The sequence below is a fragment of the Lachnoclostridium phytofermentans ISDg genome, from assembly GCF_000018685.1.
In the GTDB taxonomy this organism is placed as follows: domain Bacteria; phylum Bacillota; class Clostridia; order Lachnospirales; family Lachnospiraceae; genus Lachnoclostridium; species Lachnoclostridium phytofermentans.
In genome coordinates this window covers 1,357,161-1,384,102 of record NC_010001.1, presented here as the reverse complement: position 1 = coordinate 1,384,102, position 26,942 = coordinate 1,357,161, and the positions used below count along the sequence as shown (strand labels likewise).

Below are 26,942 nucleotides of genomic sequence, written 5' to 3'. Positions count from 1 at the left end.
ATTGCAAGATATTACATAATATTATGGCATGTTACTTTAAAACAAAAGCCTCTACCTGTTGATAAATTTGCTCATTGCACTCGATTTCGTATACCATACCTGCTTCTTCGCTGTTGGAAGAAAGGATATTCGTCGAAGCATTTATCTTCGCAATCAGTGCACCAAGGTGATATGGTATCAAAACCTTAGTTCTAACTTCATTCGGGTATAAACGCTTACAAATGAGTTCGATAAGCTCATTCATACCATCTCCTTTTTTCGCAGAAATCAATACGGTATCTTCCTTAGTCTCTAACATCTGTTTCTCTTCCATATCACCTTGCAAAGCTTCCTCTTTAATCAAATCCGTCTTGATTAAATCTGCTTTATTATAAGCATAGATAACTGGTATGTGACCTGCTCCTATTTGCGATAAGGTAGCATTTGTTACCTCTATCTGACTCTGGTAATCTTCATTGGAGCGATCTACCACATGAACAAGCAAATCAGCTTCGCATACCTCTTCTAGAGTTGAGCGAAACGCTTTCACAAGCTTGTGCGGTAAGTTACTTACAAAACCGACCGTATCAGATAATAAAAATTCCTTACGGTTTTTGAGGTTTATCTTTCGAACAGAAGTCTCTAGGGTTGCAAATAACATATCCTTTGCTAAAACTTCTTTCTCTTCTTTACCGATAAACTGTTGAACCATATAATTCATTACCGTCGATTTTCCCGCATTGGTATATCCCACTAATGCTACCGTATTTATCTCATTCTTCTTACGCTGATTTCTCTGTGTCAATCGTTGCGTGATAAGCTCTTCTAGCTCTCTTTGCATCACATTGATTTTTTCTTCTACTCTTCGCTTATCAAGTTCGAGTTTCGTTTCTCCGGCACCTTTATTTCTACCACCAGCTCCGGTTCCACCACCGATACCACCTGCCTGCCTTGATAGGTTTTCATTCGCTCCAATTAATCGAGGTAATTCATATTGTAATCTTACCACTTCAACTTGAAGCTTTGCTTCCCTCGTCTTAGCGCGACTTGCAAATATCGTTAATATTAGGTTGGTTCGATCGAGTACCACGGTATCAACCACCGTTTGAATATTACGGATTTGAGATGCTGTTAATTCCCCGTTGAAGATAACAACCTCTGCTCCGCGCACTCTAGCTAATTCTCCAAGTTCTGCAAGCTTACCCTTTCCAAGATAAGTAGCTCTATTTATGCTATCTGCATTTTGTACTATACTATCAACAATCTCAATATCACACGCATCACTTAATGCGATTAATTCCTGCATTCCCTCATGAAAATGCTCTTCATTCTTAACATTAACTCCTACTATTATACCGATTTGTTTCATAATCATAATCTCCTTTTCATAATGATAGCCATTTAGCGAACCATCATTGTATATAAACTTTTCTCTTGACAAGTTTTTACTAAGTTTTTAGAAAAACTTGAGTGTGAAGTTCTACTTTCACACTTTTGTTACGAAAAGGATTATGATAAACGTTATACTTCTCCCGAGTACCATAATCCAGTACTAGTAACGTAATCTCATAGAATTAATCATTCTAAGACCTCCCTTATATGTGAAAAGAAATGATACAACACGTTAGTCAAAAGATATAAAAAAATAGACAAAACCTAGATAGGCTCTGTCTGCTATATACGCTCTTATGAAACAATCATGAGTTACTTATCATTTATTTTTAAAAACATCATACTTACCCTAGCAATTTTAGCAAAGGTAAGATATTAATTATAAAATTTGATTAGTCTTAACTCATAGAAATGAAACATATTTGCCGTTTAAGCATAACAAAAAAGCCTTGTTCAGGTTACCAAAACATATCTGCTTTTTAATAAACTTATCTTAAACGACTAATAAACATGTACTTTCTCCTTTGTCACACCAATATAAATATAACAATATCACATTACTATCCTTATGTCAAACACTCCATCAAACAAAAAGCTCCGAAAGGAGCTTTTTCTCAAAACTCTACTTATGAAAAATTCACTAGTTCTAGTATTAAGCATTTACATTATTATACACAATTGTATATTTGAATTAATAAATTCAAATAACTGTGCCAGTGACACATTATCGTTATATGGTAAAATCAAATCAGACCGAAGAGTTTCGGTTTATGGGAAGTGATAGTCCATTTCATATTATTAGAGAAGATTATTTTTTATTTCTGAAAATGAAATTGTATTTCGTGGAAGTGCAAAAAATGAAGAAGAGGAAGAAAGGTATCCATACGGTATCTATCGTTATAATATAAATACGAAAGAGTTTAAGTTAATATTTGAAGGAAAAGATTATTTTGATGCCTATATTAATAATTTTATCATTTTGAAAAACAAAAATTGAAAGTTTACAAAGTTTGACTACAAATATATCTGTTGTTAATTATATTATTCCAAGAAAAGAAAACATTGTTATTATTGGAAGATAACGAGGAGAGAGAAGAATTAAACCAATGATTTATAATAAGGTTCGGTTTTTGGCTGTTCCATGCTTAAACGATAAATGGACTTGGTATATTTCATAGACATAGCCGCACTGGGAATTGCGCCTATGGTTAATAGAATCCAAAAAAGTGGATTTGCTAACCATAGTACTGCAAATATTCCGATAAATGATATCGAAGCACTTCCGCTCCCTACGGATAAAACCTTACCCGCTGTCCGTCCGCAAGCTTACTGTCGCTGGCAAACACCACAGGGTATTCAATAGTTGAGCTAACTGAAAACTCCTGCTCTGTGCTCGCCCAAACCGTTACGTCCATGCGCCGTACCACATACTCACGCCCCCAAGCCCCCTGTTCTTTCATAACCACAAACAGGTACGCTCCTTTATCATCTTCATGCAGTGCGCTTTTAGGCATAATATTACTTAACAGAGTCGTTTCTTTCATAATTGACACATCAACCGACTCCCCATCCGCGAAATTTTCAGCATGAAAGCCAATCGTCAGCACAAGGTTTTCCTTTGTATAGGTGATAGAGGTTACACGCCCCTTTCTTGTACTGTTTCTGATTCCGGTCAACGTAACCTCAGCCTCATCATCGACAAAGAAATAATTCACCGTAAGCGGAAGCAAAATCTGGGTACTGTGTGTAAAGCCACTTGACCCTTCTTCCTTTTTTGAAACACTCCGTACATCGTACCGCCCCAGCATCAACGTTCCCGACCTTGGCGCCATTATTTCTACTGTCGGCAAATTCCATTGATAATAGGTACGTGAATAGATGGTACAGCCCACAACAAATAATAAAAAAATGATACCTGTCAGCACCCAGCCTTTCCTGATTTTCATATACAACCTCCCATCTAATTTTTCACCCCAGCAAAAGACAACTCCTGTGATATATAGTCTCGACAAGACATAAACAATATCACAATCGGAAACATATAAAAACAAGCAGTCGCAAAAAACATACCTGTGTCATTCTGCATCACCCTTGACAGCCCGACCGACATTGGCTCGTCAAACGCATTTTTAATAAAGACAATCGCCTGGTCAACAATGTTCCAATAATCCGCAAATGTAATCACGACTAGCACCGCCACACTCGACTTCATATTCGGCAATACAATATGATGCAAAATAGTGCGATGTGCCGCACCATCCACTTGTGCCGCTTCTAAGCACTCATGGGGAAAGCCCTTCAGCTGCTGCCGCAGTAAAAAAACACCAAGGGGACTGAAAATACCCGGTAATATAATGGCCAAATAAGGCGGCAGCGTAACCAGTTCCGCTAGAAGATAATGGGGTACCAGCAAAACCTGTGTCGGCATCAGCATCACAATAATGTAGATAAAAAACAAAAACTCCTTGTATTTCCATTGCAACCGCTCAAATGCGTAAGCTGCCGGCACAGAAATAATACATTGCCCCACAACAATCGGCACGCATAAAATGACCGAGTTCCAAAACAATCTTAAGTATTCAGGACTGTTAAAAAACAATTTAAAATACTGATGAAACGTAATATAATCAGGCAAAAATGCCATTTCAACAAAATGAAACGGTGCATCACCGGATTTTATGTATTCCGTATTCAATACATTAAAAATCGTTATATCCATAGAATAACGGCTTACTATCTCTCGCCCGCTCATCAAAGAATTGGTTAACAGTAGCACAATCGGAAGCAGCGTGACCAGTGCCAACACCATAATACAGATATAAAGCAACCCACTCTGCCATGTTTTTCTCTTTATCATATTTCTCCTCCTCTCAACTAAAATGTTCCGACAGCTTTCGCTGTGAACGGAAGAAGAAAAACAATACACTAACAATAAAAGCAGAAATAATGCCTGCAGATGCACTCAATTTCTGTGCATTGGCGGCTAAAAATTGATTATTCATATAATGCTGAAGCAGATAGACCCATTCCGACGGATAATTTCCAAATAAAAGAAAAACTTCCTTGAAAATTTTAAACGAGTTAATAATAGACAGAAGTGCTGCCACAAACCCAGTCGGCATAATATACACCAGCGTAATTTGAAAAAACTGACCAATTGCACCGCCGCCCTCTACCCTCGCCATTTCGTAATAGGTTTTTGGAATTCGGTTCAGTCCTGTCCAAAACAAAATCATACCAATACCAATATTTTTCCATAAAAAAATAATAACAACAATCCCCAACACCCATTCACTTTCCAACCAGTTTTTCATTGGCAGTCCGGCGGAATATAAAACCCAGTTCAAAATTCCGTTGACATCAAATATACTTTTCCAGACAAACACCACCGCTCCTGCCGGAATAATCATAGGGATAAGAAAAATTAAGCCGAAAAAACCTTTCAACTTTGTCACTTTTTTAAGAAGGCTGGCGATGGTAAATGAGCAAATCAAATTCAGCGGCACACCGACCAGTATAAAAAATGCCGTGTTTTTCAATGCCCGCTGAAATGACAAATTATGAAATGTATCAATAAAATTTTGTAACCCAACAAACCTGTGCGACACCACATTGTCAATCACTGCATAATACATGGAAAGAAAAAATGGAAGTAAATAAAAAATCAACATTCCCATCAGGCTGGGCAGCAATAACAGCCACAGCGTCCATTCTCTGTGTTTTTTTCTATTTCTCCTCCTTGTGATTACGTTCATCAAAGTCCCCCTATCATTAATATCTATATTCCTTTCAAACCGTAGCAGGTATCCTTCTTTACTATTTTAATGTAATATAACCATATATTACTCATTCAAATAAATCTCTGTTTTCATTTGAAGACGTGCAGCTGTTTGCTCCGCCGTTTGCTCTCCAATTAAATATTGATACAAGTCAGGATAGATTAAATCTAAAAATATGTTTAAATCCATTTGCTTTACTCTGCCCTTCATGCTGCACCATTTCTCTATCTGTGCTATGTTTTCTTCTATCACAGCTGTACGGCTTCCCGAAAACGAATAACCCAACGCATTACCTCTGCGCAATATTTCATTGACAGCAGCCTGCAAAAACTTTCTGAAATTTTGCTTATTTACAGGGAATCCTTGGCGAAAAAGAGAAATACTTGTGTCTATTTCTTTTGTTGGAAGTGCCCGTTCTGCCATACAATAGGAAAGAAATTTCCACGCAAGCTCTTTATTTTTACATGTATTTGTTATCCCAAGGGTAAATGTTCTATCCATTATTGGTATTCCGTCAGATATTAAGGGGATCGGTTTTGAATAAAGCATATCGTTAAACGGAAGGAGGATTTGTATGATATCCTCAATTTTCAAACTTTGAACAAACAGCACTGCAGGGTTTCTTTGAAAAATATTGTATAGAAAGTAGTGTTTTACTAAAATTCCTGGTCCATCCTTTGATTGTACTACTTTTTCAGTCAGTTTAATACGTTTTAGCTTTTCTAAATTTCTCACAAATTCAGGAGTATTCATATATGCCTTTTTGTTTTTTATATCAACAAGGTTATCCCACTCAAACTCAAACCATGTTGCGGCACTCGCGAAATCAGCCATATACAAATCCTCATCTTCCATTTCTGTCTGTGCCGTAACATACAAATCTAGCATCTGCTGATAGGATATGCCCCCTCGATTTTCAAACTCAGCATCAAAGGACTTCATGAAGTCCTGCCGCATGGTAACAAAATTAAATCTAAACGACAAAGGAATCGCCATCAGACTATTTTGACTATCTTCAAATGACTCAAAGACATTAACAAAATAATCCTCTTTATTAAAGCTATCATCTGCATTCATCAATGGGTATAAATCCGCAAAAAGCCCTTTATCGGCATACTGCTCATATGGAATAAGGGACAAATCAATAATATCCGCTGCTGTGTTACTCATCAGCTCCACCGAAGTTTGTGCTTGGTACTTAAAGAAATCATCATAAAACTGTATCTGAATGTTAACTTCGGGGTGCAACGCTTGAAATTCCTTTGCCGCCACTGCAATTAAATTCCTTTCATTGTCTGGCCAAAAAACAGATATTCTTAGTGTTCCGCTCAAATTGCTGTCTATCGAATCGGTCATCTGTGCTTCTTGAGCCTGTTGGTTTTCATTTTGGGAATTTTTAATTAATTCATCATTACTTTCTTGGTACTTATCCAAATTAACGGTGATTTCATTCAATTTACTGTTGTACAACTCATCACTCTTTGCTTCAAAGGAACAACCAGTCAAACTCCCCATTGTTATTACCAAAAACATGATAAATTTTAAATACTTATACATCAAATCCCCCTTCTTTATAATGAAAGTAAACTCACTTCAAAAAAACACCTGTTTCTTTATATACATGTTCTATTATCTCTTCATTGCTTCACTACTTTTTAATACCTATATGTAGTTTCACATTAGTTTGTTAATGAAAATATACAGTCCGTTAAACAGTCTATAGTTGCTGGATGATATATCTCCACCAACTAACTTCCAGCTAATAGACGGAATGGCAGAAACAATCATACAAATAAATATGCTAATTATCTACCTACTGTAAGCTTTTAGTAACACTAATATATTTTTATATAAGGAATTAACGCTACTTAATTTTTATACATTTATTAACTATAATTTACATAAATTTATCATATAGCTTTTAACATAAAATGTCAAAATTTATTTATATTTACACCCTGTCTGCACGATAAACGCATGTTTTTAAAATTACAAAGTACGGCTTCAATATGTTTTGCAGGATTCGTTCCAATCGAGAAACGCTTCATTTTGATGCTTAGAGGTTTTTTACCTGCTTCATATATCTTTAAAGTATGTGCCAGTGACACATTATCGTTATATGATAAAATCAAATCAGACTATTATCCCCTTCAAGGCTGTCAAACAAATTATACACTTACTTTTTGATAGGTGTAAAAGTACAGTGATTAGCGTCATTTATACCTATCATAACATGGACTTATAACAGGTAAAAAATATCAAATGTACAAGAAAATAATGTGGACATATGAATCATCGTGTGGTAAGGTTGTTATAATTTAAAAAGGAATAGAATGGATATGTATACATAACTACGATTGCAAAAGGAAGGGTGTAAGAATTATGAAAACTTATCAAACTATGAGTAAAGATGAGTTGACCAGTTTGAAAACTGATTTAGAAGCAAAATACAAGGAATTCCAAGGAATGGGATTAAAGCTTGATATGTCAAGAGGAAAGCCTTCTGCAAAACAATTAGATATCTCCATGGGGATGATGGATGTTTTAAATAGCGAAGTAAGCCTACAATGTGAAGAAGGAATAGATTGTAGAAATTACGGAATTCTTGACGGTATCAAAGAAGCAAGAGAACTTCTTGGTGCAATAAGTGAAGTACCAGCCGATAACATTATTATTTATGGAAATTCTAGTTTAAATATAATGTACGATACCATTTCCCGCTCTATGACACATGGCGTTATGGGAAGTACTCCTTGGTGCAAATTAGATACAATAAAATTCTTGTGCCCTGTCCCTGGATATGATCGTCATTTCGCAATTACAGAACATTTTGGTATCGAAATGATTAATGTGCCTATGACAAATGAAGGTCCGGATATGGATATGGTAGAACAGCTTGTAAGCTCAGACGATACTATAAAAGGTATCTGGTGCGTTCCAAAGTACTCCAATCCACAAGGAATCACTTATTCTGAAGAAACTGTAAAACGTTTTGCAAGACTTAAACCTGCTGCAAAAGATTTTAGAATCTATTGGGATAATGCGTACAGTGTACATCATTTATATGAAGACCAACAAGATTTCTGCTTAGAAATTCTCGAAGAATGTGAAAAGGCTGGCAACCCAGACATCGTTTATAAATTCACTTCAACTTCAAAAATAAGTTTTCCTGGTTCTGGAGTAGCTGCTATTGCAACCTCAAAGAATAATCTTGCAGATATTAGAAAGCAATTAACCTTGCAAACCATAGGGCATGATAAGGTGAATCAACTCCGTCATGTGCGTTTCTTTAAAGATTTAGATGGTATTCATGAGCATATGAAAAAACATGCTGATATTATGAGACCGAAATTCGAAGCTGTTATTGATATTCTAGAAAAAGAGCTTAGTGGACTTGGAATCGCTAGTTGGATTAAGCCAAGAGGCGGTTACTTTATCTCTTTTGAATCCATGGATGGATGTGCTAAGGATATCGTTTCTAAGGCTAAAGAAGCTGGTGTTGTTATGACCGGCGCTGGAGCAACTTATCCATATGGAAAAGATCCTAAGAATAGTAATATTCGAATTGCTCCATCCTTCCCAACACTGGATGAATTAAAACAAGCGGCCGAACTATTTGCTTTATGTGTTAAATTAGTTAGTGTTGAGAAATTACTTGAGCAGTAATAATGACACTTCAACTTGAGATTTGAATATCTGCGACCGGAGTGTACCTAGTAACTAACTCTTAAAGTCGTAATCATACAAAAAACACTAATAACTAAATTCATAAAATAACAATAGGATTGGTGCATATGAAAGCTTTTACTATTATAATTGTAGTGATGTTATTAATTAGTGGAATAACTACTTTGGTTTCATTTCATATGCTTATCAATGGAATCTCTGATTTGATGACATATGATAAAATTCGTGCCATCGCAGTTGTATCAGCTATTATTACATTTATTAGTATTGTTTTAGTTGGTGTTCGAGTAGTTATTCTTATTCAGCGGCGTATGCGCCATCCTGATTGATTTACACTGGTTCAGACTGACGACAATCTATATGCCAAAAACCTTCTTTTTTATGGAATAGTTATTTAATACTTAAAATAATCACATTTTGTAATTTTTTTAAGCGCAACTGGATTTTTCAACTTCCAGTTGCGCCTTTTTCAAATGTATTACAATCGATGCCTCGTTACGCTGTATCCGCCAATTAATCGTTCTCTTGTTGCACTGCTATTTTCTTATTATATGTCCTAACCTAGCAAAATCTAATCTGCTGTTGGCCAATCATTTACAATCTCCACTACCTTTCCTTCTGATACAAATATTGCAAGACCTATAGTAGAGTTCCCACTTATGGAACTGTACTGTTCCTTCAATTGTCTCATCTGTCCCTCTGGTATCATATCTGCAGAATAATAGATGGTATCAAATTTTTCTGGTAATATTCCAGCATCTACTCGTGATAGATAGGATTTTAAATAATTCTCTGATAACGCATCTACTTCACTGTTAAAATATAATGATATCTCATTCGTTTCTAAAGTGTACTTTGCAAGTACAAAATTTTGCTTTCTTAACTTCTCTTCTTCCAACCCAACATATACTCCCCATTTTGTTTTATAAGTACTATCTGTTAGTATGAAAAAGTACACGAGTGATTCTTCGTTCAGAGTATCTACCGTGGAAAAAGTAAGATATGAAATACCTGGATAGTCAAGTCTATGCCAATAGTAACCTCTATCATCAGGTTCTTTTGCTACAGTCCATTCTCCTTTTTGTTGTAACTTACCCTCATGATATTTTATAATTTCCCCTATCGCTAAAGTGGAGAATGGTCTTTGCCAAAGTAAGTCATGACCATCTAATTTCATCCCTTCTAATGATAATTCATAGTAAAAGTGATACATACCTCCATCATTACCATAAGTAACACGAAGTCCTTCTGTCGGTTTGTCCTTTTCTGTATAGGTATAATTATTTTCCCTGCATTCTCTTCTTGTCTTTTCCAAATTTTTATATTTTTCTAATAAGGTATTTGGTGTGTAATTATATGCTCCTCCCTCTAGAATCAGATAATGTGATTCATCAAAGAATTGTATGATAGAGCCTGGTTCCATCTGATCTGGAATTTCATTTTGATTTACTACCCCATATTCATCTGGTTGGTTTGCATTGATATCCAGAGTAACATCTTCGATATAACTATATTCTTCATTTATCACAAAATCTGCACCAAGAACATAATAGTTTCCAAGCTTAAATATATCTTCATCTATCTTCAGGTCCACATGAATTAAGCTTCCATCGAATTCATAGTCCACATCAAATTTGTCTCCAACATAATATTTACCGGTATCAAACATAGGAATAATAAATTTCCCGCTTAACTTTCCTTCTAACATAACAATAATATCGTTTTTATCAACCTGAGTAATAATTACTTTGCTTTTTTCTAAATATAGTGGATTCAATAATTCTGATTTTATATTTAAGTCTTGATATATCGTGCTTTTAATTGATAAACTTTCTGTTATCCTATCTGGCATCCTAGTTAATATCTCATTTGTAAGCACCGCTAAGATAATTACTATCGCAAGACTGCCAGTAGCAATAGGTATCCACAGTAATTTATCTTTTTTTCTTCTCTTAAAGATAATTTCTTCCTGTATATCAGCTTTTGTATGTAATCGCCTTTGATACTCCTTGGTTATCTTTTCCCAAGTTTCTTGTTTTTTAGAATTCTTATAACCAATCCGATTCATTACGCTTTGATATTCTTCCTGATACATGTTAACCTCCATTCCGAAAAACCATTATAAAAAACTAATTCATATTCCAAGTAAAGTATTAGCACTTTTGGATACATGTCTTTTAATCAAGATCAACCTCGAGAAATTCTTTTAATTTTCCCTTTGCTTTCCTAATCCTAGCTGCTACTGTATTCGGATTTAAATTAAAGATGGTTGATAGTTCAATGTAGGTATACCCTTCAACATAGTGTAAATACATAAGAATACCTTGCTGTTTTGGTAAGCTAAGTATTTTATGATACAACTCTTTTTCCCTGATGGACTGAAATCCATCTAAGACATAATCCTCATATTCCTCTAATGAAGAACGTTTACGAAACCAAGCTGATTTAAAATGATCTTTACATAAATTGATCGTAACGCGTATTAGCCAAGCTTTTAAATGTTCTTCACTGATTAACTCCCAATTTTGTTGTAATAATCGAACAAAAACTTCCTGCATGATATCCTCTGCCACCATAATATTTCTCACATTTTGAATAGCAATCCTGAATACCATATCAACATAGTTCTGATAGATTACTTCTGCCTCTTTGGATACATTTCGAAAATCTGGCAATCTAGCACTCCCCCCCTCACCTACATTCATCGTTTAGTACCTACAAATTTATCCTTTACTAATAATACGATTTATCTTTGTCGTTTAGTAATTGAAAATTAAAATTCTCTTTTTTATTTCGTTTAAGTAATCTATTTTAGTGGGTCAGTCTAGAGATAATACTTTATTAACTGACTAAGATTAAATATTTCAAATAATTTCATGTATTATTTTACAAATATAATTTTCATTCCGATATTTCATTATATCAGATATGTAAAAATATAGTTTTTATATTTACAGAAAGATACACTATAATCTCATTCACTTTATATCATACTATTATTGTAAATTAATAAAATCAAAAAGAGAAAGATTCGTAGTATATAAGCGAATGAATGGAGGTTCTTATGAGTAAACAGTACCAACAACGTTATGTAAAAGAAAGAGAGAAACAATTACAAGGCACGAATAAATCTGAAAATTGTTCGAACTCTACAAGTAATGATTCTAACCTTTCAGACTGCTCAAATACAACACAAAAGCAAGCTACCAAGAATAATACAAATAAATAACTTAAACAAGAAAAAGTACGCTTCAGAAGCCATTTCTTGTCACGCACATTAAAAATGCGTACTTTACGAATGTTACCTTATTAGTGTAAGTATTGCTGAATACAATTAAAAAAGCGAGTGAATTCGATTATCTCATAATGGAAGCTATTCCTTCAATATGGATTTCGATATACACTCGCTTTTTATGGTATAACTTATACTTCAACATCTCTTATGAACGGAAAAGTATTGAATCAACATCAATATATTTATATATTTATAAGTATTCAGAAAAATCTATCTGCTCTCTTTTCGGTAGAGACTTTATTACTTGTAAAAAAGAATGATCTATCATATCAAATAGGATCTCTTTGTTTATTCTATCAATCCATATTGTGTTACGATATGGCTGTTGAACAGGCGGGCAATGATATCCTCTAACTACTATGGAAGGATATTGCTCACGATAAAAATCCGCTAAAACCATATCACATTTTAAAGTTATCTTATAGTCTTCTGGATTTGGATATAGTTCTGCAAAAATCTTCTTCCTTACTTTAAATACAATAGGAATTTCTCCAAAAGGATACTCTATGTACGCATCTTTTTTGGTTAAACAATACTCCATAACCTCTTTTGCTGTTGCATTCATATAACCCACCCCATTTTCCATATCTTTATCATTTATTTGAAGCGAATCTTCTTACTACTGTCCTTATCTTCTAAACTTTATCTTCCTGCCGATGTATTAATGCAATGCGATATAGTTACTTACAAGATCGTCAATACTAACTGCCGAGTTATGTTTCATTATTTTAATAAATCCTTCTGTATTTGCCTGCTTAAACGCATAGGTATCGTAATACTCTCTCATCGCTCTAAAAAAAGATTCTTCTCCCATTCGTTCTCTAAGCTCATATAAGAAATATTGTGCTTTATAATAGCATTCCATAAAATAAGAATTATCTTTGTACTCCGTAATCTCTTTATTAATTGGGACTTTATCCGATTTTAAATACTTACCTTGAATGGAATAGGTCTCAGCCAACGATTTTCCCTTTACTTTCTCTAAATATACTCCAACAGCAAAAGTACTAAGTCCCTCGTCTAACCAAGCTTCTGTTGTTTCATTATTTCCTATAATTCCGTAAAACCACTGGTGAGCAATTTCATGACTTAATATTTGTTCATAGAATACAAACTGATTCTCAAGAAAAGCTTCTCTTGGCATATATATCAATCCACTATACTCCATCGCTACATTTATATTTGGCTTTTGTGTAATCATTGCCATTCGAAATGTATCATATGGATAATCTCCAAATACCGTTTCGTAACAATCAAGGGAATCCTTTATCTGCTGCATTGAAGAATCTTTACGTTCTTGGCTTACTACATTTTTTTCAAAATAAGCATAAATTTTTATATCACCTAACTCATCTTCTACGATTTCATACTGATCTGATATTGCCATACAGATATCTCTTGCGTTATTATTTTCAAATGTATAAGTTACGGTTTCTTCTTTTACATCTTTCTTACGCTCAACTCCACCACAAGCAACTACATAATCTTTGGGAACTGTAATTTTCATAAGAAAATCAGACATGTCATGATAACGCCCGTCACCAACTAAACTCATAGGTGAGAAATCCCATCCATTGTCATCATAAACAGCCATTTGAGGATTGAAAAAGCTAAAGCAATACTGTGTCTGATAATAACCGAAACGTTCTACTAAATCGGGTATTAGGAACTTACAGCTAATCTCAAACTGAATTGTTTTCCCTGGTTCCAATGGCTTCTCGGGTATGATTTTCAATAACTGATTATGTTCTAATACTTCAAAGTTAAGTGTATCTTTCGATATACTATTTACAGCTAACACTTGAATTCCTTTGGTACTATCATAAATCTGATAAGCGTTACCATAGATATGTAAATATAACTCAGAGAGCGCTACCTCTTTCTTATTTTGGTATGTAATAGTTTCAGAAAAGTTTAAAATATGTTCTTTTGTATCCAATGTCCCTTCAATTTCATAAAGAGTTCGACCCTCGTTTAATGAGTCAGAACGTTTCTCTTTAGCTTGGCACCCCGTCAACCAAATACTTATAGCAATACCTAGAAAACCTATTATGAAGGCCGATTTCCTTCTCTTATAACATGCCTTACTTACCATATCCCCCTGATTCATTTCTTTCTCCCACTCTTTTATTTAGAAATAAAAGATGAATTGGCAAGCCAATTCATCTTTTCATGAACTAGAATCTCATTAAGCGAAGAATATCATATTTACCATAACTTTACAATATATTGTGGAAAATAGATAAAAAAATAATACTATAGTGGATTGAACTTTAGGTTTCAGCTTACTTCTTCTATTATTTCTTCTACTATCATTTCTTCCTCTATTTGTTCTTCCTCTATTTGTTCTTCCTCTATTTGTTTTTCCTCTATTTGTTCTTCGTCTTTGTTTTCTTGTTTAATAAAAAGCTCTTTTATTCCCCCATCTTGAATCATGTACCCTTTATCGCAAATTTTTTCTATATATTCTTTTTTGTCGCTTGTTAATAGGATAGTAATATTTCGTTCTTTTAATAAACAAAGGATCTTACGGAGTTCTCGGTGATTTTTAATATTCTCTTTGGTAAATAGTTCATCAAATATTAAAATATCTTGTCCTTCCATAATTGCCTGAGCAATACTTAACTTTTGCGACATACGTGTGCTAAAATCTCCGACTTTCGTACGACTCTCAGGTTTTAATCCAACCGTTTTCATAGAGTCAATGATTTCAACATCTTCAATATTTCCATTAATTCCAGCAATATATTTCAAATTTTTGTAACCGTTAAACTCTTTTATAAATCCCATGGGATGGATAGAGATTCCCACATCTCGTGGAGTCTCACTAAATTTGCCTAATTGTTCTTCTCGATAATAAACTATTCCGTTATCTGGAGTCAGTTCTCCACACAAAATCTGAAATAAAACTGACTTTGCACCATCACCCACATCGAAAAATCCAATGGTATCCCCTTTTTTTATTTGCATGTTCACGTTTTGTAAAATATTTTTACCATCTATATTTTTTGATATTTTATCAATCAGTATTTCATTATACATAATTATTACCTTTCATTTTTACTGTCAAAAGGGTATTAGTCTATCACAATTAATAGGCCATGTCAATCCACTTTAGATAACTATATTTTTCTATTAAAACCTCTAGTTCATGTCTTCTTTAACTTTCTATATTTTTAATAAACTTCCACTTTCCTCCAAAATAGTTTTGTGCTATACTATTGATTAATCGGCACTTAGCATATTTTTACATTTTATTAATGTAATGGGGGATATCTTTTGTCATGGATTATCAAGAAGAAATTGGATTAATCAATCAAATGGTATATCAACAATCCGATCAAGATACTTTTGATTATTTTAAGAAACGATTGGTTGATGCGTCTAAGGAATCGGACGTTATTTTGCGTGGACTATTCTGCCATGCCCTTGGTTCAATTGCTTATAAGGTCGGGTTATATGGACGTGCTATTGATTATTATTTTAATTCACTTGATTGTTATCAGTCTGTAGATAATACCGTTCCTTATAGAGAAGAATTAATATCTTGGGAGACTATTGAGATAGCTTTTGCTCACTGTTATGTTAATCAAACAAAATTATCAAGAGATTTCTTAGTGAAGGAACCAGTTCAAAAATCAGTGATAAAGAATAAGAGGATGCAACACCACTTACTGTTATTAGAAGGTGTACTTGCCTATAAGGAGGACAAGCCAGCTCTCTTCGTTTCAAAGGTACAAACATTACTAGAACTTCCACTGAATCCTTCGACTATACTAAGAGATTTCAACGAATTCATTCTATTATTTCGTTACAGTATCTCATTAGAAGAATATGAAATTTCTATAAAAATACTAGATATCTTAACATCAATTGTAACACAATCCAATCGAATTGACTCACAATGCCAACTTGCAGAATGCAAAGTACTCTATTATAAATCTACGAATGATATAATTTCTTATAAAAATACATTTCTTGAATTAATATCCTTAACAAATTTAAAAGAGAAAGAATATAAAAAGATGAAAGATAAGAATATTTATCTTAAAGATATTATCTTTCATCAATATGAACAAAAGGTTAAAACAAACAAGCGAATTGCCAAGCTAAAAGCAATTGCCGAGGTTGATTCCTTAACCAAATTACCAAATCGTTATCGGATTAATCAATATGGACCAAGCCATTTTCTAAAGGCTAGAAAAGAACAGAAAAGCCTTGGTGTTTTAATGTTAGACATTGATAACTTTAAACTATACAACGATCAATTTGGACATTTAATTGGAGATAAATATCTTAGTCTATTAGGTATTATATTACAAAAATACAGTGACACCGCTTTTGCTGCAAGATTAAGTGGAGATGAATTTCTAGTTATCTTTTATGACCAAACCAATGAACAGATTAAAGAATATTGCCAGAACATAAGCACAGATTTAAAAAATTGTGACCAAATAATTGCCGATGTTCTTCCTTTTGGGACTCTTACCATAAGTCAAGGCGTCGTAAATGAAATACCAAATTACGATATGACCTGGGAAGATTATGTGCGTCGCGCAGATTACGCTCTATATAAAGGGAAAAAATCAAATAAAAACCAAATAACCTTTGTGAATGTTTTACCATAGATCTAGGAGGGAATCATGAAATCTTCTAATACAATAGAAAAATTAATTGAAGCCTCCAAACAATATGTTTATGTGGATTTACCTAAATGGATTAAAGCAAACGACGAACTTCTATCCACCGCAACAAAGGAGCAAGACGAGATAGCCATCGCAACTGCTTATTTTTTTATTGGTCAGACAGAATACCTGCAAAGTAAACTAGACTCAGCTTTAGAGTATTTTTATAAAGTACTTACGATGTCTAAGGAGCTAAAAGATATGGCTTTAGAAGGAAAGTGTTGTAATATGATTGGCTCTATTTACTGTAAAAAAAGTAACGAATCTATTGCAATTGACTACTTTCATCAATCCATTCACTGTTTAAAGGAAATAAAAAATTATATTGCCCTCAGCTGCACTTATATGAATATGGCATCTGTCTACATTAATATGGAACAATATGAAAAAGCACTTGCATGTTACAAAACGGCAGATTACTACTATGATCTTGATAGCAAAGAACATGGTCCTCAAATAGATGCCGAGCTAAATCAGCTTATTTTTCATATCAACTATGCCTTGCTTTATGAGAAATTACAAGATTACGAGAAAGCAACTGAATATTTAGATAACCTTCCCTCTCATACGAACAAGGAAGTACTTCAGAGTATGGGGCAATATATTAATGTTGCAAATGCTAAGGTTACCTATAAAAAACTAAAGCAAAAACATCAAAATACTACAAATTTATTAGATTACAGTAATTTTCTTTCTCTTGTTGAAGAAATTATATATTGCTCCAAAAATATTTTGTATAATGCAGATGTTATTCACGATTATTTAGATATCCTAGATTATTTAATTGAGATATCCGCCTTTTGTTATATAGAAGAAATGCTTTCTTTGCTTGAAAATACTGCAAAAGAATGTCACAGTAATACCATTACATTAATGGTATATCAACGGAAACTTACCTACTATGAATCTCTTGGTGATATAACAAAAATGGAATCACTCTATGATGATTACTTTCAATTATTGCAAAAACGCCATCAAGAGATGGATCGTATCTATCAATCTAATTTACTAAGTCATATAAAGATTGAGGAGGATGCTCTTATACAGCAAAATAAGGATGCCCAAGTAAAAGAATTGGAAATACGTTCCTCTTATGATTCTCTAACAGGTTTAGCTAATCGTAATTTTCTTAATCTATATGGAGAAAGTCAGTTACATGAAGCGAGGCACAATAATGTACCTCTTGGAATTATCGTACTTGATGTTGATGAATTTAAATCCTATAACGATACCTACGGACATATCGTAGGAGATTATTGTCTTATGCAAGTTGCAAATTCAATTCGAGAGAATTCTGGAAATGCTTTTGCCGCTAGATTTGGAGGAGATGAATTCGTTCTGATTTCTTATAACGCAGAAGAAGAAAAGTTAATAAACTTAGCAAAAGGCATTCAAGAGGGCGTGGCAAACAAGCAAATTCCGATTGCAGAAACAATGAGGCAATCTAACATTACCTTAAGTATTGGATACTATTATAGTGTTCCTACAAAAGAAAAATGCTTGAATGACTTTATCCGCAATGCAGATAAAGCCCTCTATCGTGCGAAAGATGAAGGGAAAGGACATATCGTTTCCTATTAAGTTAAAATCTTGCTTCCGGATAATAGCAGCATAAACCAAGCTTACAAATCTGCTTGCTATTATTCGGAAAAACCATACGTTTTTTATATTCATCCTCTGATTTACTATCATAAGCTATCTGAATATTTTCATAAACATCTTTAATATCAGCACAGATATTTTCCCAATCATCCGATCTGCCAACAATCTTACAGGCGGATATCCCCATATTTAATAATCGATAGATAGCACACATACCACATGCCATATCATGATAATATTGGTTATAAAGGATATTATTTAATTCCATCTGATGACGAAGTTCAAACTCTTCTATTGATTCTACAAATTCATTCTTTGATTTTAATAAGCAGCTACAAAAAGATTTTTGCTCCAATCGATGTAACCCAAGGCAGTTGGAATCAGAGAATATACAGCCATTCCTCATTAAAAATACCTCATATTCCGGCTGTGGCACAGTATTCTTTATCCCTTCTATTTCATCTAAGGATAAATCTCTTGGTAATATGATTCTGCATGCACCATGTTCATAATAAAATCTTGCCATATCGGAGTTATAGATACCACTAATGGTACTGATACTGGCAGTCAATCCTTCCTCCACTGCAAGAGTTACAAGTTCAATACAGGAAACAATAACACCATCAACCTTAGTTCTTGCTAAACTTTTAAAATAGTTTCTAATATACTCCAATTGCTGTTCACTATAACTACTGGAGTTAAACGTTACAAATATAATCCCATCTTGTGCTTTAATCGTTTCTATCACTTTTATCATTTCTTCTAAATTATTGGGATTCGCACTTTCTTTAAATCCAGTGAGACGATTAATATCTGCATATTCACCAAAGTGATTTGACCATTCTTTATCATAGAATCCAATATAGAATTCTTTGGCACCGCACTCCATATAATCCTTTATATGTTCTGCACTATTTAAGGGAACTAAGATATTCATGCCTTAACCTCCAGATCAATCGGTGCAAATATTTCTCGGTAATTCCTACTCCCACTAACTATTCCATCCTTATGGTCAAAATAAACCTTATGGTCAAAATAAACCGTACGTCCAATCTTAAGATATTTTCTATCCTCTAACATATGATAGCTGATTCGGTTCCTTAAACATTCTTTATGGCATGGAAGATTCGGTCGAAATTTTTCTGTTATCTCATATGGTATCGAGGCAAATTCACAAACCATACCCACCGTCATATAGCTATAAGGAACATGAATTGCAATTTTAGTTTCAGAAGGAGCATCCGATATATCGATTTGCTCATGAGTAATATCAAGTTCTAATCCAGTCACCTGATACTGTTTACAGATTTGTTTAAGAAGTCTTGTAAAATACTTTGGTTTGCTTGATTTGCGGTAGTATTCATCATATCTAGGATCACGATAATCCTTAAACATAAGTCTTCCAAGGTTAATAGGAATCCTCTGATATTTCTTATGGATATACTCTAGCATACCATAATCATTTACCGTAATTTCATCAATTTCCTTAAGAAAATAAGAGGAGAATTCTTCTATTTTTTCCTTCCCACGTAATAGGTCTTTTTCTGTGAACATAGGTAATACCAAAGTAACTTTTATGCCCATGTTGTCCACTTCCTTAATTACTTTATCAATTAACTTGTGGGATAAATTAAGTACGTACTGACTACAAAAATAAGAACCGACATAGATACGTTCGCATTCCGTATAACCTGCCAGTTCTAAAACTTTTTGTATAACAGTTTCTACCTCGGGAGCTACCGACATAATATTCTCTAGTATCTCACAAAAATTTAAACATAGCTTTTTTCCCATGTTTCACCTCATATCTGTGCGGTCTTTCGCACTTCATGGTATTTCAAAAGGGCTTTAGCAAAATAACGTTACTAATTACAATAGTCCTTTTTATTCTCTATAATTTCCATAACTATAAAAATCTATGCAAATTCTTGAATGTTTGCTGTTAACATAAGCATATCATTTCTTAATTTCGATCTCCGCTTTTAGTTAAGGCATGTCCAGATAACTTAAAAGGAGGCTCGCATTGGAGATTTGTTTGTAACACCTCATCAATAGATAACGATCAGTGCAAAAAAAGGTATCACCCATTATACGGGAGATACCTTTTCTTATTGTTATATTCGTTATTTAAAATCATCAGCGAAAGAAACAAATCCCTTCTTTTCCTCTCCGTTTTGAACACTTATATTTCCATTTAAAAATCCAATCAGATTCTTTCCTTTATAATGCAGTTTACCTTCCGTTCCTTCCTGTAATGTATCATAAAACTGTTTCGAAACGATAAAGGTTAGCATTTTTCCATCTCGTAATTGAAAGAGTACTTCATATTTGATACCTGAAAACGTGTGGCTTAAATCTACATTAGAACGCCCACCAGCACTATTTGTAACCATAGCTTTTTGCGTAGTGTAAGGGTAACTAGACTTCGAAATAAGTTTTGCTTCGACTTCTTTTTCCTTAGCCATTATCTTTCTAATATTTTTATTAATTACATCGAACAATACAAAGATAAGAAGATCAAGTACTACGATGATACCTAAGATACCAAGAAGGGGCATTTTCCATATAGAAGGATTCGCCGTCCATTTGTTCTCAAGGTATCCCCAGGTACACAGTAAAACCAGTAACGCTGATAGTATTGTAATACCTAAACCATATAAGATACGAAGTGATTTTTGTTTACTATTTTCTTTTCCAATCATCATACGATCGCCTCCTAACGAACTTCTTCACTGTTAAAGACAGGTTGGTTTTCCAGTTGACTCTCTAATTATAAGGTTCGCTTTAAATATCTTATGCACATGGTGATTTTTATTTTTTATCATTTCAAACAAGGTACTAATAGACTCCCTTGCTAAATCCTCAACTGGCTGTTCTATCGTTGTAATCGAGGGACTATAAAATCTAGCTGCTTCAATCCCGTCAAATCCAGCAACAGAGAAATCCTCTGGTACTTTCTTGCCAGACTCAAGAATCGCTCTACAAGCTCCAATTGCTAGACTATCTGCAATCGCATAAACCGCTGTGCAAGGAATCTTTTTTTGTAAGAATTCTTTCATTACTACATATCCGTTTTTCATGGAATATTCTTCAATAGAAGTATCCATAGGTAGCACCAATTCCTTGCGAAACGGTATCTTATGATCGCTCAGTGCTTTCATATAACCATCAAGTCGAAGTCTTCCAATACTTCTATCTTCTTCTCTAGAAGCTAAGATTGCAATGTTTCTATGACCTAATTCACATAAGTACTGTACCATCTTATAACTTTCTTCAAAATCATCCACTGATACAGAGGAGTACATCTGCTGTTCCACGCATCCGGTTGCGCTAATAGTGCTTATCACAAATGGTACATTAAGCTGACGTAATTTTTCTTCTGTATGAGTAAAGTAACCTCCAAGAAACAAAATACCACGTAATCGTTTTTCCTTAACTAACTCAAGTGCAACATCTACTTCGTCTTCGTTGCCTTCCACATGATGAAGCACCAGAGAATATTTCTTTTCTTCAATCACTTCTTCCATAACTTTTATCATACTAGAAAAGAAAGGATTCGTGATGCCTTTCACCAAGATAGCAATAGCCTTTGCCTCTACTCGCTTTAAGTTTCTTGCACTGTTATTAGGTACATAGTTATATTGCTTAATCGTATTTATTATCATCGTTTTTGTTTCATTATTTATATCGGGATGATTGTTAATTGCTCTCGATACGGTGCTTACTCCTACACCACATAGTTTGGCGATATCCTTAATTGTAATTGTTTCCATCTAATATTCCCTCTACTCTTCAATGTACAAACTAGCATTTTTACATTATTATACTAATTATAACAATAAGCGATATTAAATTCAATCCCCTGTAAGATACAAAAATACTCGGATAGCCTTTTCATTCTATAATATTACTTTCTATCCCTTCACAGCTCCTGCAGCTACTCCCTTAATAATATAATTCTGACACAATAAGTAAAAAATAATAATTGGTAAAATCGCAAGCACTAACATCGCCATCATAACACCCATATCAATCGAGCCATGACCGCCCTTTAGTGATTGAATTGCGATAGGAATCGTTTGAAAATCGGTACCAAGAACTAGGCTTGGAAGTAGATAATCATTCCATATCCACATTGTATTTAATATCGCTACCGTAATTGAAGTCGGTTTTAATATCGGAAATACAACACGAAAAAAAGTTTGTATCGGATTACATCCATCGATCATAGCTGCTTCTTCCACAGCAATCGGCACAGATTTAATAAATCCGCCAAAAGTAAATACAGATAATCCAGAACCAAATCCAAGATAAATAAGTATGATACCAATAGGATTTGAAAGATTCAGCATATCCGCAATCTTAGTCATCGTAAACATTACCATTTGGAATGGTACAATCATGGAAAACACAAATAAGTAATACATTGCAGACGTAAACTTACTTTTCACTCTAGTTAAGTACCAAGCTGTCATCGAAGTTAAGAGGACAATAACCGTTACCGAAGAAATTGTAATAAATAAAGACCAAGCAAATGCTTGATTTAACCCTGTTTTTTCCAAGCCTTGGGTGTAGTTAATAAGACCAACAAATGTTTCTTTGGTCGGAAAACTAAAAGGTGCCGAACTGATAAAAAACTTACCTTTGAAAGAATTTAAGAATACAATAACGATTGGAAATAAAAACAATAAAGAGAGGAGAGTAAGGAAACATGTTAAGATTACTTTATGAATTTTCGGCATAGTGTTTGATTCATGCCCATCGTTAGACTTTCTCATCAGTGCTCTACCTCCTTACGTCTTGTTATGACTAACTGAATCAGTGCAATTACTGCGACCATAAGAAAGAATAACACTGCTTTTGCCTGTCCAACGCCCTCCCAGCCATTTCTATTATAAAAGGTATTACTAATATCAAGAGCAAGCATTGAGGTTGACCTTCCTGGCTTTCCTGCGGTTAATGCTAAATTCTGATCATATAGCTTAAAAGAATTTGTTAATGTTAAAAAGGAACAAATTGTGATAGAAGGCATAACTAATGGAATTGTAATTTTGCCGAGTATCTGTTTTGGTCTTGCACCATCAATTTTCGCTGCCTCAATAAGTTCCCCTGGTATGTTTTGAATACCTGCGATATATATTATCATCATATACCCAATTAGCTGCCAATTCATCAGGATTACCAAACCCCAAAAACCATACTTTGCATCATACGTGATATCAACACCAAAGTTAGCCAATACTCCATTGATGATTAACTGCCAGATATAACCGAGTACAATACCTCCGATTAAGTTTGGCATAAAAAAAACAGTTCGAAACAAATTAGTGCCTCGAATTCCTCTCGTTAATAGTAACGCAAGTGCAAATGCGAAAAGGTTGATGGTTATGACTGATACGATTGTGAATTTTCCAGTAAATAAAAATGCATTCACAAAATCAGCATTTGAAAATGCTTTTCTATAATTCTCTAACCCAACCCACTGAGCATTGGTAACAGTAGTAAACTTCGTAAAGGATAAATAGATTCCCATAATAAACGGTATGAAAAATGCGATTGCAAATGCAATAATTGTGGGTAATGCAAATATGACCATATATTTTTTCATAGATTTTTGCATAAACCTTCTCCTTCTTTAAAAGGGTGAGACTTATGATTGCCTCACCCTTTCGTCCCTTTTTACTTTGTAGCCTCTTTTTCTAATTTCCAGTAATTAATTACGGAATCCTTTACATCCTGCCAAGTATCTTTATCCTGAGCATATTGTAATAAGCTGGAGCCAAAATAGTCCTTAAATGCCTGACTTGGAAATGCAGTAAAATTCCAAGCAACGGATACCTTACTTGTGTCAGACATATAGCGGAGTACTTCTTTTGCTAATGGATCTGTTGGTTTTTCATTTTCCTTAAAAGTTGAGAATGGAGCGATAAAACCTAACTTATTTGTAACATAGTCTTTTCCTTTTTCAGAGTTATAAAGCCATTCAATAAAGGCAATGGATGCTTCTTGATTAGCTTTTGAGGTTTTGCTGTTAATACAGAAGAAGTTCTCTGTTCCAGTACATAATCCTTGCTTTTCTTCCCCTGCTACTCCAGTATAGATCGGTAGAAATTTTACATCCGTTTCTTTTACTGTGTTACCTTCTACACCATTAATCTGTCCCCAACCCCAATTACCATTCTGGACCATTGCAACTTTTCCAAGTGCAAATTCAGCCATAGAATCTGCAACACTTTTACTTCCAAGCACTCCCTTATCCGTACAGGAATTATTTATGTATAAATCAAAAACATTCTTATAATTATCAGAGTATGTAAAATCGATAGTATCAGCATCTGACACCTTCTTATCTAAAAATTCATAATAGATTGGTAAATTGGCTAAATGTGTCTGCCATCTCCAATCCTCACCTGGAGCAAAAGAAGTGGAAGCAAAGACACCTTCAATTCCAAGTTCTGCCTTCTTAGCAGTCATATCCTCAACTACTGCCTTAAGTGTATTAAAGTTTGTAATTTCAGCTGCAGAAGAGATGGTAACTGCCTTATTAGACAAAGCAAAGTATTTTTGCATTATTGCATCATTATAAATAATTCCATAACCCTCAACCACATATGGAATACCATAAACACCATCACCAGAAGATACAGCTAAACTTTTATCTAGGAGCCAGCTATAAAGATCAGTACCTTGTAAATCAAGACAATAATCCTTCCAAGACTGATATCCAACAGGTCCATTGATTTGAAATAAGGTAGGTGCATTACTCTTAGAAATCTCTGCTTTTAATGTTTGCTCATAAGTACCAGCTGCAGCTGTTTTCACAACAACTTCAACACCGGTTTCTTCGGTATAAGCCTTAGCAATCTCTTTCCAAATCTCATCGGATTCCGGTTTAAAGCTTAGATAATAAACTTTTCCCTTGGAGTCTTGCTTACTACAACCTGCAAAAAAAGCCATACATAAGCTTAAACATAACAAGATACTAATTAATTTTCTTTTCATAAAAATACCTCTCTCTCCTATATTTTTGAACTTGTTATTTCTGGCTTTTCAAAACAATAACAGATGAGAACCTATCCATGATTTCTTAAATTCCATCCCCCCTTAACCTTTATTGTTGTGAAAAAGTCTCCTAATTGGTAACGATGTCGGTAATGTTACCGGTATCGTTACCAATCTGATTACATATTACCATATATTAGTAATATTTGCAATGAGATTTTTAAATATTGCACAATATTTTATTCTCATACTTTAACTTTCTTGTAATTTAGTACAAATAATACAATAAATAAGGCTTTTTACAATAATAAAAAAACTCGCTCTATGAAAATTTTTTTAAAATTAAGAAGGTCTTTCGCTTTATACTATAATAGTATGCAAAAGACCTTCTTAGTAAAACTCATAAAATTCAACTTATAATCTGTCGCTTAAAATTCTTATAATTCTATTGTTTCGCTTTAATTCTTATAATTCTATTGCTTCAGACGATTTAATTCATCCTCTACAATCTTCTTATCTAACCTCTCATATAGGATTTCTGTTTTGGGGATTATAAAGCCGCCTTCAATAAACTGCGGTTTCCAAAGTGTATCAAGGCTCAGCCATCTGCATACTTTTTCAGAGGAAAACGGCAGAAAGGGTGCAAGTAGAACGGATAGGTTAGCAATAAATTGAACGCAATTAAATATAGTATTTTTGCAAGCTTCAACATCGTTACTCCTTGTATTCCATGGCTTCTCTGTGTCAAAATATTTGTTCCCAAAACATACTAGTTCAAAAATTTCATCCAAAGCATCTCGCAAATTTGACAAAGCGATCGGCAAGAAAGGCATTGCAATTTTCGCAAAACGCCTGTGGAACGGACTTTTCATAAATATATGGACTTTTATACGTTTTACTGTGGAAGTCTTTCACAAAGTCCTGGTGTTGTATAGATGATGTTTTGCCGTATAAGTCGTAACTAAATCCTAGCTTAAGAAAGCACTTATAGAATTCATTATGATAAAAGTCGCTAATTTCCTGTGGTGTACGATTTTCCTGTTTTGCTCTAATAGCTACAGGTGTACCGAAGCAATCACTACCCGATACAAAATATACGTCATCGCCTTTTGCCCTATGGTAACGGGCTATAATGTCGGCTGGTAATAATCCCGCCAGATGACCGATATGCAGTGAACCGTTTGCATATGGCCATGCACCTCCAATTAGTATTTTCATATTCTAAACCTCATTTCTATTTGATTTAATAACACAAAGCATTCTCAAATTGTGTGTCATAAACAATTTGGATAAAAAAAGCCCTCGTCTCCGAAAAAATATATTTTCGGAGACGAGAGCATATGCTTCGTGTTACCACCCCAAATTTACCTATATCTCGCGATATAAGTCTCGTTAACTACGGGCAAGAAATGATTTACCGATAGTATTGTACTGCCTATAAGAATAGAAATTCTTAGTCGGTACGCAGCGCCAAGACCATGTTCAACAAATTCTGACTTCACCCATTCTCAGCTTCCGAGG

Annotated in this window: 24 protein-coding genes; 5 read left to right on the top strand and 19 right to left on the bottom strand. The window is 34.1% G+C overall.

Annotation, left to right across the window (positions count from 1 at the left end; translation table 11 throughout):
• Positions 1–31: 31 nt before the first annotated feature.
• The 5 genes from hflX to CPHY_RS05750 all read right to left on the bottom strand — a co-directional run bounded on the left by hflX (position 32) and on the right by CPHY_RS05750 (position 6,707).
• The gene (hflX, locus tag CPHY_RS05770) at positions 32–1,348 is read right to left on the bottom strand and encodes a GTPase HflX (protein ID WP_012199117.1); all 1,317 of its coding nucleotides are present in this window, start codon (positions 1,346–1,348) and stop codon (positions 32–34) included.
• 1,312 nt (positions 1,349–2,660) lie between these two features.
• Complete coding sequence (locus CPHY_RS05765; RefSeq protein WP_012199116.1) at positions 2,661–3,317, bottom strand: efflux RND transporter periplasmic adaptor subunit; 657 nt, start codon at positions 3,315–3,317, stop codon at positions 2,661–2,663.
• Positions 3,318–3,331: 14 nt separating this feature from the next.
• Positions 3,332–4,228, bottom strand: a complete 897-nt coding sequence (locus tag CPHY_RS05760) for a carbohydrate ABC transporter permease (protein ID WP_012199115.1) — start codon at positions 4,226–4,228, stop codon at positions 3,332–3,334.
• A 13-nt stretch (positions 4,229–4,241) separates the two neighbouring features.
• The gene (locus tag CPHY_RS05755; protein WP_012199114.1) at positions 4,242–5,126 is read right to left on the bottom strand and encodes a carbohydrate ABC transporter permease; all 885 of its coding nucleotides are present in this window, start codon (positions 5,124–5,126) and stop codon (positions 4,242–4,244) included.
• A gap of 87 nt (positions 5,127–5,213) precedes the next feature.
• Positions 5,214–6,707 (bottom strand): extracellular solute-binding protein, encoded by a 1,494-nt coding sequence (locus tag CPHY_RS05750; protein WP_012199113.1) that lies wholly within the window; start codon positions 6,705–6,707, stop codon positions 5,214–5,216.
• Between the two features lie 825 nt (positions 6,708–7,532).
• Here CPHY_RS05750 and CPHY_RS05745 point away from each other — a divergent pair.
• Together CPHY_RS05745 and CPHY_RS05740 are read left to right on the top strand one after the other, a co-directional pair.
• Positions 7,533–8,816, top strand: coding sequence for an aminotransferase class I/II-fold pyridoxal phosphate-dependent enzyme (locus CPHY_RS05745; protein ID WP_012199112.1), 1,284 nt, complete (start codon positions 7,533–7,535; stop codon positions 8,814–8,816).
• A 128-nt stretch (positions 8,817–8,944) separates the two neighbouring features.
• Positions 8,945–9,166, top strand: a complete 222-nt coding sequence (locus tag CPHY_RS05740; protein ID WP_041703260.1) for a hypothetical protein — start codon at positions 8,945–8,947, stop codon at positions 9,164–9,166.
• A 242-nt stretch (positions 9,167–9,408) separates the two neighbouring features.
• On the opposite strand, the gene CPHY_RS05735 is transcribed toward CPHY_RS05740, so the two are convergent.
• Both CPHY_RS05735 and CPHY_RS05730 read right to left on the bottom strand, forming a co-directional pair.
• Positions 9,409–10,932 carry a hypothetical protein gene (locus CPHY_RS05735; RefSeq protein ID WP_012199111.1) on the bottom strand — a complete coding sequence of 508 codons (1,524 nt, stop codon included), beginning with the start codon at positions 10,930–10,932 and terminating at the stop codon, positions 9,409–9,411.
• A gap of 82 nt (positions 10,933–11,014) precedes the next feature.
• On the bottom strand, positions 11,015–11,542 hold the full coding sequence (locus CPHY_RS05730; protein WP_012199110.1) for an RNA polymerase sigma factor: 528 nt from the start codon (positions 11,540–11,542) through the stop codon (positions 11,015–11,017).
• A 359-nt stretch (positions 11,543–11,901) separates the two neighbouring features.
• Here CPHY_RS05730 and CPHY_RS21635 point away from each other — a divergent pair, with 359 nt between their 5' ends.
• Positions 11,902–12,066, top strand: coding sequence for a hypothetical protein (locus CPHY_RS21635; RefSeq protein WP_157668662.1), 165 nt, complete (start codon positions 11,902–11,904; stop codon positions 12,064–12,066).
• Between the two features lie 256 nt (positions 12,067–12,322).
• Here the strand turns inward: CPHY_RS21635 and CPHY_RS05725 are convergent, their stop codons facing one another.
• The 3 genes from CPHY_RS05725 to CPHY_RS05715 all read right to left on the bottom strand — a co-directional run bounded on the left by CPHY_RS05725 (position 12,323) and on the right by CPHY_RS05715 (position 15,174).
• Positions 12,323–12,697 (bottom strand): MmcQ/YjbR family DNA-binding protein, encoded by a 375-nt coding sequence (locus tag CPHY_RS05725; protein WP_012199109.1) that lies wholly within the window; start codon positions 12,695–12,697, stop codon positions 12,323–12,325.
• Positions 12,698–12,793: 96 nt separating this feature from the next.
• A complete protein-coding gene (locus CPHY_RS05720; protein ID WP_012199108.1) occupies positions 12,794–14,242 on the bottom strand; it encodes a M1 family metallopeptidase in 1,449 nt (482 codons plus the stop codon).
• A 170-nt stretch (positions 14,243–14,412) separates the two neighbouring features.
• Positions 14,413–15,174 (bottom strand): ATP-binding cassette domain-containing protein, encoded by a 762-nt coding sequence (locus tag CPHY_RS05715; RefSeq protein ID WP_012199107.1) that lies wholly within the window; start codon positions 15,172–15,174, stop codon positions 14,413–14,415.
• A gap of 242 nt (positions 15,175–15,416) precedes the next feature.
• Here CPHY_RS05715 and CPHY_RS05710 point away from each other — a divergent pair, with 242 nt between their 5' ends.
• Together CPHY_RS05710 and CPHY_RS05705 are read left to right on the top strand one after the other, a co-directional pair.
• Positions 15,417–16,760: a GGDEF domain-containing protein gene (locus CPHY_RS05710; protein WP_012199106.1), complete on the top strand. Its 1,344-nt coding sequence runs from the start codon at positions 15,417–15,419 to the stop codon at positions 16,758–16,760.
• A gap of 15 nt (positions 16,761–16,775) precedes the next feature.
• The gene (locus CPHY_RS05705) at positions 16,776–18,398 is read left to right on the top strand and encodes a tetratricopeptide repeat-containing diguanylate cyclase (protein WP_012199105.1); all 1,623 of its coding nucleotides are present in this window, start codon (positions 16,776–16,778) and stop codon (positions 18,396–18,398) included.
• 1 nt (position 18,399) lies between these two features.
• Here CPHY_RS05705 and CPHY_RS05700 read toward each other — a convergent pair whose 3' ends face one another.
• From CPHY_RS05700 to CPHY_RS22060, 9 genes are all read right to left on the bottom strand, one after another.
• Positions 18,400–19,356 (bottom strand): U32 family peptidase, encoded by a 957-nt coding sequence (locus tag CPHY_RS05700; RefSeq protein WP_012199104.1) that lies wholly within the window; start codon positions 19,354–19,356, stop codon positions 18,400–18,402.
• Positions 19,353–20,213 carry a hypothetical protein gene (locus CPHY_RS05695; RefSeq protein ID WP_012199103.1) on the bottom strand — a complete coding sequence of 287 codons (861 nt, stop codon included), beginning with the start codon at positions 20,211–20,213 and terminating at the stop codon, positions 19,353–19,355. Before CPHY_RS05695 ends, CPHY_RS05700 begins: the two co-directional genes overlap by 4 nt.
• Positions 20,214–20,542: 329 nt before the next feature.
• Positions 20,543–21,124, bottom strand: coding sequence for a DUF2500 domain-containing protein (locus tag CPHY_RS05690; RefSeq protein WP_012199102.1), 582 nt, complete (start codon positions 21,122–21,124; stop codon positions 20,543–20,545).
• Positions 21,125–21,154: 30 nt separating this feature from the next.
• Entirely contained in the window at positions 21,155–22,192 is a 1,038-nt protein-coding gene (locus tag CPHY_RS05685; RefSeq protein ID WP_012199101.1) for a LacI family DNA-binding transcriptional regulator, read from the bottom strand.
• Between the two features lie 141 nt (positions 22,193–22,333).
• Entirely contained in the window at positions 22,334–23,161 is an 828-nt protein-coding gene (locus CPHY_RS05680; protein ID WP_041704065.1) for a carbohydrate ABC transporter permease, read from the bottom strand.
• A gap of 35 nt (positions 23,162–23,196) precedes the next feature.
• Positions 23,197–24,039: a carbohydrate ABC transporter permease gene (locus tag CPHY_RS05675; RefSeq protein ID WP_012199099.1), complete on the bottom strand. Its 843-nt coding sequence runs from the start codon at positions 24,037–24,039 to the stop codon at positions 23,197–23,199.
• A 59-nt stretch (positions 24,040–24,098) separates the two neighbouring features.
• A complete protein-coding gene (locus CPHY_RS05670; RefSeq protein WP_012199098.1) occupies positions 24,099–25,421 on the bottom strand; it encodes an ABC transporter substrate-binding protein in 1,323 nt (440 codons plus the stop codon).
• 473 nt (positions 25,422–25,894) lie between these two features.
• Complete coding sequence (locus tag CPHY_RS22535) at positions 25,895–26,254, bottom strand: class I tRNA ligase family protein (protein WP_242657969.1); 360 nt, start codon at positions 26,252–26,254, stop codon at positions 25,895–25,897.
• The gene (locus CPHY_RS22060; protein WP_049762307.1) at positions 26,205–26,639 is read right to left on the bottom strand and encodes a class I tRNA ligase family protein; all 435 of its coding nucleotides are present in this window, start codon (positions 26,637–26,639) and stop codon (positions 26,205–26,207) included. Before CPHY_RS22060 ends, CPHY_RS22535 begins: the two co-directional genes overlap by 50 nt.
• Positions 26,640–26,942: the final 303 nt, after the last annotated feature.